16 protein-coding genes are annotated in these 13118 nt (G+C 38.4%); all 16 read right to left on the reverse strand.

Annotated elements, in window-relative coordinates:
- Position 1: 1 nt before the first annotated feature.
- Positions 2-829: a TonB C-terminal domain-containing protein gene (locus tag NYG85_RS05850; protein WP_284937556.1), complete on the reverse strand. Its 828-nt coding sequence runs from the start codon at positions 827-829 to the stop codon at positions 2-4.
- Between the two features lies 1 nt (position 830).
- Positions 831-1229 carry a biopolymer transporter ExbD gene (locus tag NYG85_RS05855; protein ID WP_284937557.1) on the reverse strand — a complete coding sequence of 133 codons (399 nt, stop codon included), beginning with the start codon at positions 1227-1229 and terminating at the stop codon, positions 831-833.
- Positions 1230-1802, reverse strand: coding sequence for a MotA/TolQ/ExbB proton channel family protein (locus tag NYG85_RS05860; RefSeq protein WP_284937558.1), 573 nt, complete (start codon positions 1800-1802; stop codon positions 1230-1232). It abuts the gene before it with no gap.
- Positions 1803-2192 (reverse strand): ATP synthase F1 subunit epsilon, encoded by a 390-nt coding sequence (gene atpC / locus NYG85_RS05865; protein WP_284937559.1) that lies wholly within the window; start codon positions 2190-2192, stop codon positions 1803-1805.
- An 11-nt stretch (positions 2193-2203) separates the two neighbouring features.
- Positions 2204-3601 (reverse strand): F0F1 ATP synthase subunit beta, encoded by a 1398-nt coding sequence (gene atpD, locus NYG85_RS05870; RefSeq protein ID WP_284937560.1) that lies wholly within the window; start codon positions 3599-3601, stop codon positions 2204-2206.
- Positions 3602-3614: 13 nt separating this feature from the next.
- Positions 3615-4502 carry an ATP synthase F1 subunit gamma gene (gene atpG / locus NYG85_RS05875; RefSeq protein ID WP_284937561.1) on the reverse strand — a complete coding sequence of 296 codons (888 nt, stop codon included), beginning with the start codon at positions 4500-4502 and terminating at the stop codon, positions 3615-3617.
- 9 nt (positions 4503-4511) lie between these two features.
- Complete coding sequence (atpA, locus tag NYG85_RS05880) at positions 4512-6029, reverse strand: F0F1 ATP synthase subunit alpha (RefSeq protein WP_284937562.1); 1518 nt, start codon at positions 6027-6029, stop codon at positions 4512-4514.
- A 13-nt stretch (positions 6030-6042) separates the two neighbouring features.
- Complete coding sequence (locus NYG85_RS05885) at positions 6043-6573, reverse strand: F0F1 ATP synthase subunit delta (protein ID WP_284937563.1); 531 nt, start codon at positions 6571-6573, stop codon at positions 6043-6045.
- Entirely contained in the window at positions 6573-7070 is a 498-nt protein-coding gene (locus NYG85_RS05890; RefSeq protein WP_432264847.1) for a F0F1 ATP synthase subunit B, read from the reverse strand. The genes NYG85_RS05885 and NYG85_RS05890 overlap by 1 nt, the downstream gene beginning before the upstream one ends.
- A gap of 1 nt (position 7071) precedes the next feature.
- Positions 7072-7494, reverse strand: a complete 423-nt coding sequence (locus tag NYG85_RS05895; RefSeq protein WP_284937565.1) for a FoF1 ATP synthase subunit B' — start codon at positions 7492-7494, stop codon at positions 7072-7074.
- Between the two features lie 89 nt (positions 7495-7583).
- Entirely contained in the window at positions 7584-8435 is an 852-nt protein-coding gene (locus tag NYG85_RS05900) for a ParB/RepB/Spo0J family partition protein (protein WP_284937566.1), read from the reverse strand.
- Positions 8436-8437: 2 nt separating this feature from the next.
- Entirely contained in the window at positions 8438-9220 is a 783-nt protein-coding gene (locus NYG85_RS05905; protein WP_284937567.1) for a ParA family protein, read from the reverse strand.
- The gene (locus NYG85_RS05910; protein ID WP_284937568.1) at positions 9217-9852 is read right to left on the reverse strand and encodes a biotin--[acetyl-CoA-carboxylase] ligase; all 636 of its coding nucleotides are present in this window, start codon (positions 9850-9852) and stop codon (positions 9217-9219) included. The genes NYG85_RS05905 and NYG85_RS05910 overlap by 4 nt, the downstream gene beginning before the upstream one ends.
- Positions 9846-10751 carry a methionyl-tRNA formyltransferase gene (gene fmt, locus NYG85_RS05915; RefSeq protein ID WP_284937569.1) on the reverse strand — a complete coding sequence of 302 codons (906 nt, stop codon included), beginning with the start codon at positions 10749-10751 and terminating at the stop codon, positions 9846-9848. Before fmt ends, NYG85_RS05910 begins: the two co-directional genes overlap by 7 nt.
- 9 nt (positions 10752-10760) lie before the next feature.
- Positions 10761-11816, reverse strand: coding sequence for a GGDEF domain-containing protein (locus NYG85_RS05920; RefSeq protein WP_284937570.1), 1056 nt, complete (start codon positions 11814-11816; stop codon positions 10761-10763).
- On the reverse strand, positions 11809-12927 hold the full coding sequence (locus NYG85_RS05925) for a GGDEF domain-containing protein (protein ID WP_284937571.1): 1119 nt from the start codon (positions 12925-12927) through the stop codon (positions 11809-11811). Before NYG85_RS05925 ends, NYG85_RS05920 begins: the two co-directional genes overlap by 8 nt.
- Positions 12928-13118: the final 191 nt, after the last annotated feature.

Below are 13118 nucleotides of genomic sequence, written 5' to 3' on the forward strand. Positions count from 1 at the left end.
TTTATTGTGTGTCTAGTTTATCTCTTAAAGTTAAATTTATAGTAAGTGATTTAGTTTTAGAGAATGGGAAATTCTCTTTTGATAGCTTTTCAAGGCAATCTTTTACCTTTTCATTAAACTCATCATCATATGAAAGCTCGGTAATTTCATAGCTAAAATTCCCACTCATATCCACCATAAAGGTAATTTTTGCAAAGTTGTCTGAATTTGCCTTATAGCCCTGCCAACGCCTTTGTATCTGCTTCTCAATCGCACCGATAACTGGGTCGTAAGTGCCTGTTTTTTGCGATTTTGGCGTGGTAGTCGTGGTGTCAATTTTTAGACTTTTAACAATATCAGTCGCCTGTGTGCTTTGCTTAGCCTCGCTTTTTTCGCTCTTTTTATTTGCCTGTTTTTTTGGCGTGTCTTTTAGCTTTGATGTGTCAATGTCGCTAAAAAGGCTCTTTAAGCTTGGCTTTGGTTCTGGTTTTGGCTCTGGCTCTTTAACTGGCTCAGGCTCCTTTATCGGCTCTGGCAAAATTTCAGGTGGTGGTGGCAGGCTCTCTTTTGGAGTGGTTATCTCTGGCTCTTTTACTGGCTCAGGCTCCTTTATCGGCTCCGGCTTTGGCTCATCTTTTTTTATCTCATCGGCTTGTTTTGGTGCCTTTTTTGTTTCTGAAATTTCACGCTCAACGACTATAATATCCATAAAGGCATCTTTATCATCTGTGTATTTTTTTGGCGGGTCGGTAAAAATGGATAAATTTATAAAAAGCCCCGCTAAAATCACGGCATAAATGCAAAAGGCTACCAAAAACGAGCTGATTGTGGGGTAGTTAAATTTTGGCATTTTATCCGTTTGTTTGTAGGGCGACTTTGCTAAAACCGATATTTTTTAGGGTTTTTAGCACAAACATTACATCATCGTATTTTAAATTCTTATCAGCCTTGATATAAACTGGCATAGATTTGTCGTATTTTGCACCAATAAGCACGATATTATCGGCTAACTCATCTAAGCTCATCGTGCTTTGTTCAATCCTGACCTCTCGGTTTTGATTTATTAATACGATTAAATCCTTTTGCTGTGTGGCTGACGTCTTTGTTTTTGAGCCGTTTGGTAGGGCGATGTCTTCTTGATAGACAATCGTTGGCATCGTAACCATAAGTATGGCAAGTAAAACTAGCATAATATCAACTAATGGCGTGATATTAAGCTCTGGTGCGTCATCTTCAAATCTACTTGCCACTTAAAACTCATCTTTCGTGCTAATTAACACATCGGCTTGACGCTCTAAAATTCCGACTAATTCGTAGGATTTTCGCTTGATTAAAAGGCTAAATGTGTAGGCTGGTATGGCTACAAAAATTCCAGTGCCAGTGGCGACTAGTGCCTCTGAAATGGCTGGGGCAATGACGTTTAATGAAGCCTGACCGCTACCAAGTCCAGAAAAGGTTTCAAGAATTGAGATAACGGTGCCAAAAAGCCCAATAAAAGGCGAAGTGGAGGCGATGATATTTAGCCAAACAAGCCCACTTGTGGATTTTCGCTCAACTAGGCTAATGCCGATATTTAGTCTCTCTTTACTAATACCGCCTGAAATGATCTTTTTTAAAAAAGAGTCGCTTGGTATGGTCTTAGCACCCATTAGCAAGGACTCCAACGCATTTTGCTCTCTCTTTTGCCAAGCACTAAGACCAGCCATACGAGAAAAAAGTATCGTAAATGTGATAACAAAATAGATAGAGAGCCAACCTAAAACGAAAATCGTAATAAAACTACTTCGTGAAAAGTAGTTTAAAAAAATATCAATGCCACCCACCTATTTTGCTCTCGCTATACTTTCCATTTTTGCCATAGTTGCCGCTAGGGCGTTTGTATCGCTACCCATACTTTCTATTAGCTCTTTTGCCTGATTTAGCGAATTTGCAAGGTCGCTTTCACTATTTCCAGCGACATAAACAGCACCATCGGCTAAGATTGTAACCTTATTTTCATCAATCTTAGCATATCCCCAGTTTATGGCGACTACATCGTGCTTTTTATCTAGTGTTTCAATATCAACAATCCCAGCCTTTAAAAGCGAAACCAAAGAGGCGTGGTGAGGCATTACGCCAAACTCGCCATCGCTCCCGGGTAGCACCACACTACTAACATCGCCAGAAAATATCTGTCCGTGCGGTGTTACTATCTCTAAATGCAACTTATCCATTACGCTTCCTTTTAGGCTTTGAGTTTTTCAGCCTTAGCTATCGCCTCATCAATGCTACCTACCATATAAAATGCTGCTTCTGGCAGGTGGTCGTATTTGCCCTCTAAAATTCCCTTAAATCCAGCTATGCTCTCTTCAAGAGTTACGTATTTGCCCGGACTTCCCGTAAATACCTCTGCAACGAAGAATGGCTGAGATAAGAATCTCTCAATCTTTCTAGCTCTATCAACGGTTAATTTATCCTCTTCGCTAAGCTCGTCCATACCAAGAATTGCGATGATATCTTGCAAGTCTTTATACTTTTGTAAAACTGCTTGAACGCCACGTGCTACCTTGTAATGATCTTCGCCTAAAATTTGCGGATCAAGCATACGAGAAGTAGAATCAAGTGGATCAACGGCTGGATAAATTCCCTTTTCAGCAATAGCTCTGTTTAGAACGGTTGTCGCATCAAGGTGAGCAAAAACGGTCGCTGGTGCTGGGTCGGTAAGGTCATCAGCCGGGACATAAACGGCTTGAACTGATGTGATTGAGCCTTTTTTAGTTGATGTAATTCTCTCTTGGAATTTACCCATTTCACTTGCCAAAGTCGGCTGATAACCAACGGCTGACGGGATACGACCTAAAAGTGCTGACATTTCGGCACCTGATTGTGAAAATCTAAAAATGTTATCAATAAACATAAGCACGTCAAGACCCATTTCATCCCTAAAATACTCAGCCATCGTTAGACCAGTTAGCGCAATGCGGTTTCTAGCCCCAGGTGGCTCATTCATCTGTCCGTAGCATAGGGCGACTTTATCCAAAACGTTTGACTCTTTCATTTCGTGATAAAGGTCATTACCTTCGCGTGTCCTCTCGCCAACACCTGCAAATACAGAGTAACCGCTGTGTTTAAACGCAACGTTGTGAATAAGCTCCATAATAATAACGGTTTTACCAACGCCAGCACCGCCAAATAATCCGACTTTACCGCCCTTTGCATAAGGTGCAAGTAGATCAACGACCTTAATGCCGGTTTCAAAAATTTCGCTCTTTGTGCTTTGCTCTTCAAACGCTGGTGGATCCCTGTGAATTGACCAGTGCTTGTCAAAACCAATCTCTTCGCCCTCATCAATAAGCTCACCAACAACGTTAAAAATTCTACCCAAAACCTTCTCGCCAACTGGCACGCTAATAGGCGAACCAAGTGCTGTGGCCTCTAATCCACGTGTAAGACCCTCGCTCATATCCATAGCAATTGTTCTAACTCTATTATCGCCTAAGTGAGCGGCAACTTCAAGAACCAATCTATTTTTCTTGCCCTCAACTTCAAAATAAACTTCAATAGCTTCGTTAATACTTGGCAGGTAGTCGTTAAAATCAACATCAACGACAGGTCCCATAACTTGGCTAATAATACCTTTCATTTATACCCCTTTCTTATTTCATAGACTCAACACCGCTGATAATCTCAATCAGCTCGGTGGTAATAGACTCTTGTCTTGCTTTGTTATAGGCAAGATTTAGCTCTCTAACACGCTCTTTTGCGTTGTTTGTCGCATTATCCATAGCCTGCATTCTAGCACTATGCTCAGCTGCCAAGCTATCAACAAGCGAGTAATACATACTATACTCAAAATACTTTTTAAGTAGCTCATCTAAAATCACGGCATTATCATCATCTGGCTCAAATTCCATTAAAGAATTTGTAGGCTCTTCAATGACTTTTGGTGGCTCAACTGGGAGTAAATCATTTACTCTAATCTCTTGCGAGATCATATTTTTATAGCCGTTATGCACCAAAATAACCTGATCTGTCGCACCGCTAACAAAATCGCTAACAGCGTCTTTTATGATATTTTGTGCCTTTTCGTATGTCGGCGATGAGCTTACGCCAACATAGCTTTCAAGCAGATCAACGCCTTGAAAATTAAAAAACTCAATGCCCTTTTTGCCGATAGCACGGAGTCTTACTTTGATCTTTTTCTCTTTAAACTCATCTATTAAATTTCTAACGCACTTTATCGTTTGGACGTTAAAACCGCCACAAAGTCCCTTATCAGCTGCAACAAATATAATATCAACCTTGCTTAAATTCTCATTTTTATGAAAAAATTTGCTCTCACTTGCAACAGAGGCGTATTGGTTGATCTTATACGCTATTTCTGATAAAACTTCATTGACTTTAAGAGCATAAACCCTAGACCTACGCGCTGCCTCTTCTGCCTTTCTAAGCTTTGCAGTAGATACAAGCTTCATCGCACGAGTGGTCTTTTGCGTGTTTTGAACGCTCTTAATCTTTCGTTTTATATCTTTTAAATTTGACATTTTCTAGCCTTAATTGCCACTAAAAGTCGCTTTAAAATCTTTAAGTGCCTTATGTAAATTCTCTTCTATCTCTTTATCAAGTGCCTTTTTTGTCCTGATTTGCTCAAAAATTTCAGGATATTTAGCCTCAATATAAGGATAAAGCTCAGCTTCAAATTTTGTAACGCTAGTCGTAGCAACATCATCAAGATAGCCTTTTGAACCAGCAAAGATTATTAAAACCTGATTTTCAACAGCAAGTGGGCTGTATGGTGGCTGTTTTAACACCTCAACCATCTTCTGACCACGCTCTAATTGCTTTCGTGAGCTCTCATCAAGGTCGCTTGCAAACTGAGCAAATGCTTGAAGCTCTCTGTATTGTGCTAAGTCAAGTCTTAGATTGCCTGAAACCTGCTTAGTAGCCTTAATTTGCGCGGCACCACCAACACGAGATACAGAAAGACCGACGTTAATAGCTGGGCGAATGCCTGAGTTAAACAGGTCGCTTTCAAGAAAAATTTGTCCATCCGTGATTGAAATAACGTTCGTTGGGATATAGGCTGAAACGTCGCCTGCTTGTGTTTCAATGATAGGCAGAGCCGTTAAAGAACCAGCACCAAGTGCGTCATTTAGCTTACTAGCACGCTCTAAGAGGCGAGAGTGTAGGTAAAAAACATCGCCCGGATACGCCTCACGACCCGGTGGGCGGCGTAAGATTAGCGACATCTCTCTGTATGCAACAGCGTGTTTTGATAGATCATCATAGATGATTAGTGCGTGGCGTGAGTTATCACGAAAATACTCGCCCATTGTTACGCCAGCATAAGGTGCTAGGTATTGAAGTGCAGCGGCGTCAGAAGCACCTGCATTTACTACGATTGTATAGTCCATAGCGCCGTATTCTTCAAGCTTTTTAACGACCTGTGCGACTGTTGATTGCTTTTGACCGATAGCGACATAGATACAAATAACGTCTTGTCCTCTTTGGTTGATTATGGTATCAATCGCAACGGTTGTTTTGCCAGTTTGGCGGTCGCCGATGATTAATTCGCGCTGACCACGACCGATTGGCACGAGTGCATCAATAGCTTTAATACCAGTTTGAAGTGGCTCGTGAACTGACTTTCTAGCCATAATACCCTTTGCTTTTTCTTCAACGAATCTTGTCTCTTTGGCTTCAATCGGACCTTTTGCGTCTATTGGCTCTCCAAGTGCATTTACCACACGTCCAATAAGTGCGTCGCCTACTGGCACACGAAGTAGCTTTTTAAGGCGTTTTACAGAAGTGCCTTCTCTAATGCTACTAATCTTATCAAGAACAACGATACCAACACTACTTTCTTCAAGGTTTAAAGCCATACCTTTCTCGCCACCCTCAAACTCAACCATCTCGCCAGCCATAACGTTTTTAAGTCCATAAACATTTGCAACGCCGTCAGCAACAGAGATGACCTTGCCAGTCTCTTCAACATCAACACTAAGATTAAAATTCTCAATCCTGTCTTTGATTATCGTGCTAATCTCATCAGCTTTATTTTTTACGCTCACGCTTTTACTCCTTTTAAATTGCTTTTAATATGTATTCGCTCATTTGAGCTTTTAGTCTATCAACAGAAAAACTCACCTCAACGCCTAAATCATTTAGCTCAACCTTAATGCCGTTGTATTCTTGTTTAACGACTTCAAGTTTGATTTTTGCATTAAATCGCTTTGAAAATTTATCCTCTAATGCCACGACCTCATCACTGCTTAAATCGTAACTACCATAAATTTTGCCAAGATAGATGTTTTGCATAGCCGCTCTTTGGCTTTTTAGCTCGTTAAATATCGTTGGCAAAAGCTCAAAACGCTTGTTTGTAGCAAGTAAATTTATGAAATTTACAAATTTCTGGCTTGGATTTTGTATCAAAGATAGTAAAAAATCCGCCTTTTTTTGAGTGCTTAACGTAGGCAAAGAGATGATATTTTTAAATTTATCCGAGCCAAATGCAGATGAAATTTGCTCTAAATTTGCTAGAAATTCATCAAGCTGGGTTAAATTTTTATCGCTTAAAACCGCTTTGACATATTTTTTTGCTACCACTTCTTTCATCAGCCAACCTTTTTAAGAATAATATTTATCAGCTCTTTTTGATCCACTTTTAAATTTTTATCATCAAAAATTTCATTTAAAAGCTCAGAAACGACAGCTTTTGTCATCTTTCGCTCCTCAAATTCTTTTTGGTCTTTAAAGCTTTTTTCTAAATTTAAAATCTCATTTTTCGTGTCTTTTTTGATCTTTTCAGCCAATAAAACAGCCTCTTTTTTTGCCGTCTCAACAAACGAAGCGGCGTTGATTTTAGCCTCATCTACACGCTTTATTGCGTCATCTTTTTTGTTGTTTGATTCTCTAAGTTTTACGGCGATACTTTCAAGTCTGTTTGCAATGCCAGTAATTCTATTTAGATACATTTGCTTTAATGGCTTGGCGATAAAATAGAGCAAAATTCCAAAAAACAGCAAGAAGTTAAGCGTTCTCTCAATGATATCGTAGTTTGCTCCGTCTTGTGCTAGTGCAAAAACTGGCAATAAAAATAGTAAAACTCTCATCTTAAATCCTTGATAATTTGCCATTAAGTGCGGTTTTTAGCTCTGGTAATTTAACCAACAAACTAGCTTTTAGCTCATCTTTTTGGGCATTTAGTGCGTTTAAAAACTGCGTATATTCAGCTTCTAATGCCGTTTTTTTGCTAGAAATTTCATCAGCTGCGGCATTTTTTGCAGCGTCTATCGCTTCTTGCTTGATTTTATTTGCTTCGCTTCTGGCGTCTGCGATTATACTTTGGATTTGAGCCTCGTAAGCACCAAGATCGTTTGCATTTTGGCTCACGCTCTCCTCATCTGCCTTTATAGACGCATTTCTCTCATCTATAAATTTAAGCATTGGTTTGTAAAGTAGCGAGTTTAAAATGGCGATTAAGCCTAGAAAAACGATAGCTGTTAGGACAACCAGTGGCGGATTTATCTCTAACATTAAACCTCCTTAAATTTTTATTAATATTATATTTGTTTGCGATTTTACAATAAAAGACAAAAAAATAAGTTTAAATTTTTAAAAATTTATCAAAATTTATCCAAAAATGCCCTGATTTGCTCTAAGCTATCAAATTCTAAGACTATTTTTCTATCTTTAAGCGTCGTTTTTACGCTGAAATTTTCAAATTTTTTGCTTAATTTTTCAAGCTCATTTTGATACTGCCAAACATCTTTTAAAATTTTCTCGCTCTTTTTGCTCTGATTTTTTATCTTTTGGATTAAATTTTCAGTATCTCTGACATTTAATTTTTGTCCGATTATCGTATCAACGACCAGTTTTTCATCGTTTCTATCAAGTCCTACGATGACCTTTGCGTGACTTTGAGTGAGCTTCTCATCGGCTAAAAGCGCCTTTGTTTCATCGCTAAGGCTTAAAAGTCGCATTGTGTTCGTGATTTGCGTTCGTGATTTATGAAGGATATTTGCTAACTCTTCTTGCGTGATTTTATACTCATCAATTAACTCTTTGTATGAATTTGCAAGCTCAATTGGGTTTAAATTCTCACGCTGAATATTCTCAATAAGCGCTAGTTCTCTTAAATTTTTTGAGCCTAAATCAGCCACGATAGCCGAAATTTTCGTATATCCTAGCATTTTTGTAGCACGAAGCCGTCTCTCGCCAGCAATTAGCATATAGCCATCGCCCCTTGCAACAACGATAACAGGCTGAATTAGTCCGTGCCTTTGAATGCTTTGACTAAGCTCCCTTAGGCTCTCTTGGTTAAAATTTTTACGTGGCTGGTATGGGTTTGGCAAGATTTGTGAAATTTCAATCTCGCTAACAATGCTGGTGTCAATCTCAAACTCCCTATTATAGGCGTCCTCAACATCATCAAAAATTTCGCCAAGTCCCCTGCCTAAGCTGTTTTTTTTAGCCATTTTTACTCCAATATCGCATAAGCTAATTTTTGATAAGCGACCGAGCCGGGCGATTTTATATCGTATAAAATGATAGGTTTGCCAAAGCTTGGACTTTCGGCTAGTTTGATATTTCTAGGGATTATGACTATCTCATCATCGCCCTCTTTATCCATAAAAAGCTTCTTTTTAACGTGATTTTTTAGGTCTTCAAGCGTGCTTTTTGAAAGGTTATTTTGCGAGCTAAACATTGTCGGCAAAAAGCCGCGAATGTTTAATCTAGGGTTTGTTTCACGCTTGACTAATTTTATGGTTTGAAGCATCATCGCTAAGCCTTCAAGTGCGTAATACTCGCACTGAACTGGGATTATCACGCTATCGCTTGCATTTAGGGCATTTAGTGTAAGAGCACCAAGTGCTGGCGGGCTGTCAATGATGATAAAATCATACTCATCTTTTATCTCTTCAAGCTTTGTTTTTAGCGTGAGTTTAAAGTCGCGGTTTTTATCATCAAACTCACGCTCAATGCTGACAAGTCCGATGTTTGATGGAGCTAAAAATAGCGTTGGTATGTGAGTTTTTAGCACGATCTCCGATAGGCGTTTTGCACCAGTTAGGACGTGGTAGATATTAAATTCGCTGTCGCTTCTGCTAAAACCCATACCAGTCGTTGCGTTTGCTTGTGGGTCAATGTCAATTAGCAAAACACGCTTTTCAGCTACCGCAAGCGATGCAGCTAAATTTACAGCCGTTGTCGTTTTACCAACGCCGCCTTTTTGGTTTGCAATAGTTATAACTTCACTCATCTTAAAGAATACACCTTTTTATTATTTATAAAAATCGCTCCGTCATCGCAGAGCATAGCCTGTGATAAATCCACGCTCAAATCGCCAATGTGCGTAATGAATTTTTTTGATTTGGCAAATTCTACACTAAACTTGCTAAAAATCTGCTTCCATAAAAATTTTTTATCAAGCTCGGCTAAAAAGCCCCAAACTACGCTGTTTGGCTCGGTTTTTATATCCAAAATCCCTGCATTTTGGGGCGATGAGTGCAAGTTTAAACCAATGCTACCGATATAAATTTCGCCAATCTTTGTGCTTATCGTCCCACCGATTTTTAGGTCGTTTATGTAAAAATCATTTGGCCATTTTACCCAGACTTTTGAGCCTAAATTTTCTAAATAATTTTTCATAATCATTGAAAAATAGATTGAAATTGAGGCGTCGTTTAAATCATCTGGCAAAAAATTTTTATGCAAACAAAATGATAAAAAAAGGTTACCTTCGCCATTTAGCCAAGTGTTTTGGCGACTGCCAACACCAGCACTTTGACTTTTTGCACAGATTGCAAAGGGTGGATTTATCACGCCATTTTTGATTGCCTCTATCAAATAAAGGTGCGTTGAAGCACACTCATCAACAAACTCAACTAGCATAGTTTGTCGCCTATTTTTAGCCGTTTGCCGTTTATAAATTCGCTTGCATTTACTGGCTTTTTACCCGGTTCTTGAAGGATGAAAATTTTAAGAGAGCCATTAAGCGTTGCAACCTGAAAATTATCCTTTTCTATCTTTAAAATTTCGCCAATTTCGCCACTCAAATCGCCCATTTTTAAGCTTAAAATTTTAAGCCCACTGGCTAAAAAAATGCCCGGCCAAGGCGTAAATGCCCTAAATTTATTGTAAATTTCAGCCGAACTTTGACTAAAATCAAACAACCCCATCTCCTTTTTTATCTTTTTACAAATCGTGGCTTTTGTGCTATCTTGCTTTACTGGCGTGATTTTATTGAAATTTTTAAGCGTGCTAACGGCTAAAACGCCTGCCATTTTGGCTAGCTCATCAAAAAGCTCACCAGCCGTTTTATCCGCTAAATTTGTGCGTGAAATCTCTAAAATATCGCCAGTATCAAGCCCAACATCCATTAGCATTGTAGTTACACCACTCTCGCTCTCTCCCTCTAAAATCGCACTTTGAATGGGACTTGCACCGCGAAATTTTGGCAAGATTGAGGCGTGAAGATTTATGCAAGGTGCTATGTCTAAAACCTCTTTTGGCAGGATTTGCCCATAGGCTGCAACCACGATAAAATCGGGCTTGTAAGAGCGAATTTGCTCGTGCGTGGTGCTATCTTTTAGATTTTTTGGCTGAAAAATCGGCACATTTGGGTGGTTTTTAAGCAAAAATTCCTTAACGCTTGGTGGTGTTAAAACCTGCTTTCTGCCGACTGGTTTATCAGGTTGAGTAAAAACGGCTAAAACATTAATATTATTACGCAAAATTTCGCTTAAAATTTCAGTGGCATAATCTGGTGTGCCCATAAAAATTATATTCATCTCTCCCCCTTAAATTTGACTGATTTTTGCCATATTTTTGCCGTGATTTTTGCAAAAATAGAGATTTTTATCGGCTAAATTTAGGGCGATGTCAAACTGCTCAATGCTGTCTAAAATCCTGCTACCAAAAACACCACCAACGCTCACGCTCACGCTTAATCCGCTAACATCGTGCCTGATTTGCCTTACAGAATTTTTTAGCTCATCTGCAATCAAACTTAAATCGTCAAAACTCTCATCAACAAAAAGTAGCACAAACTCCTCGCCACCCCAGCGAGCCACCAGCGATGATGAGATATTAGAAAAACAGCCAACAACCTGCGTTAAAACCATATCGCCAGTGTCGTGCCCAAAATTATCATTTATAGCCTTAAAATCATCAATGTCAATGATTAAAACGCCGATATTTTCGTGGTTTTTCTCCAAAAATTTCTCGCCTACAATCCTATAAAATGACTGCCTGTTAAGCACACCAGTTAGGGCGTCATAGTCGGCGATTTTTTGATAAAAGTCCTTTTGTGTGTCAATTTTTAAAATGTCATTAAAATACTGGACGCTAAAAAACTGCTGATAAATCGCAATCCCACCAACGGTGATTAATAAATTTGCAAACAACATCTCATCTTTTAGGCTAACGATATGCTCAGGCAAATCATAAAGGCTAAATCCAAGCATCTTCGTAAAATAAAAAAGAGCCAAAAATGAAACAGCCGAGATGATAAAAAATAGATACGACCTGAATGTGGATTTTTTAATATCTAAGAACATAACGCAAACCACGCCAAGCAGGTAAAGCTCGTATCCATAGCCAAATCCGTAGCTAATTGTCGTAAAAATTGACCCAGCGATGATTTGTATCCTAAGCAGGATATTTGCAAGACTTGCAAGATCTTTTATGACAAAAATTAGGGTTGCTAAAAACGACACAACTGCCGTGATTTTAAAGACTAAGAGTGCAAACATATCTTGCTTGTAAGCCAAAAATCCGCCGTAGCCAGACACTGCCATACAGATGATGACAAATGATATGGCTAGTTTGCCCTCGGTTGAGATTTGATTAAACATTCTCTATCGCCTTAAACACGACTTGATTTCTGCCGCCACTCTTGCCTTCATAAAGTAAAATATCGGCTTGTTTGATGAGTGGATTTATTATATTTGGGCTAAATTTATCACAATAAACCACGCCAAAGGTAAGCGAAATTTTAATGCCAAGACCACTGAAATTTAGGCTCTCATCTCTAATCATCTGCCTAGTTTTCTCAACCCTATCTCGTAGCTCGTCTTTGTTTAAATTCTCGCAAAAAATCAAAAATTCCTCTCCACCCCAACGAGCAATCAAATCATCTTTTCTAAAATTTTTGGTTAAAATTTTTGCGACAAATTTAATCGTTTCATCGCCCACAGCGTGTCCATAAGTGTCATTTACGCTTTTAAAATAATCAATATCACAAAGGATAACACAAATCCTATTTGATGAAATTTTAAGCGAAATTTCATCGCTCATCGCCCTTCGGTTTAAAAGTCCAGTTAAAAAATCCATCCTTGAAATTTGCCTAGTTAGCTCTTTGTCTTGCTCTTTTTGCTCAAACGACCTTCTTATCGTGTCGTGATAAAATATCAAAAAAACAAGGGCTGAGAGCAAAACGGCAATAGAGCTATTTAAGAAGTGAGTATCGTAAAATTCATCAAGTGCGACATTTTTTTCGCCCTTATAAACCACTAGCATAAAGTAAAAAAATACGCCGACAAAAACAAACTGAACGACAGATAAAATTTGCGATAATCTTTTGTGTTTCATACTAATAAAATAGTTAATTAGCAAGATAAGCACGACATAAAGCCCATTGCCAGTCTCCCAGCGATAAACGCTCACAAAAACAATCATCGTAATTAGTAAATGCAAATAAAACCAAATAATCATAATTTGCGTGTAATGCTTGGTGTGATAAAAGCCTAAAATAAGAAAATAAATAATACCAATCGCAAAGGCATCATACCAAACAGCCCACATCTCACCAGCCTTGATGTAGTAATACGGATACTGCAAAATCGCAATAGATGTCAAAATGCCAATAAGTGTCAGCACATCTTTTAGGGTTATGGTCTTATAATCCTTACAAACCCTAGCGATATCCTTTAAAAAGCTCTTGAAATTTAAAACTACAACAGGCAATTTTACTCTTTTTACTTAAAATTAAAATCTTGCATTCTATCCAAAATAAGCTTAATCAATCTATTTTTTATTGTAAATATTTTGTTTATTTTTTGTAAATTTAAATACAAAATAACAATATAATAACAATTAAATTTTAATTTTTTATTAATTTTTAAGCTTATTTTCAATGGGGGGGGGTATAATACTAT

It is taken from the genome of Campylobacter gastrosuis (assembly GCF_030249845.1).
GTDB lineage: Bacteria > Campylobacterota > Campylobacteria > Campylobacterales > Campylobacteraceae > Campylobacter_A > Campylobacter_A gastrosuis.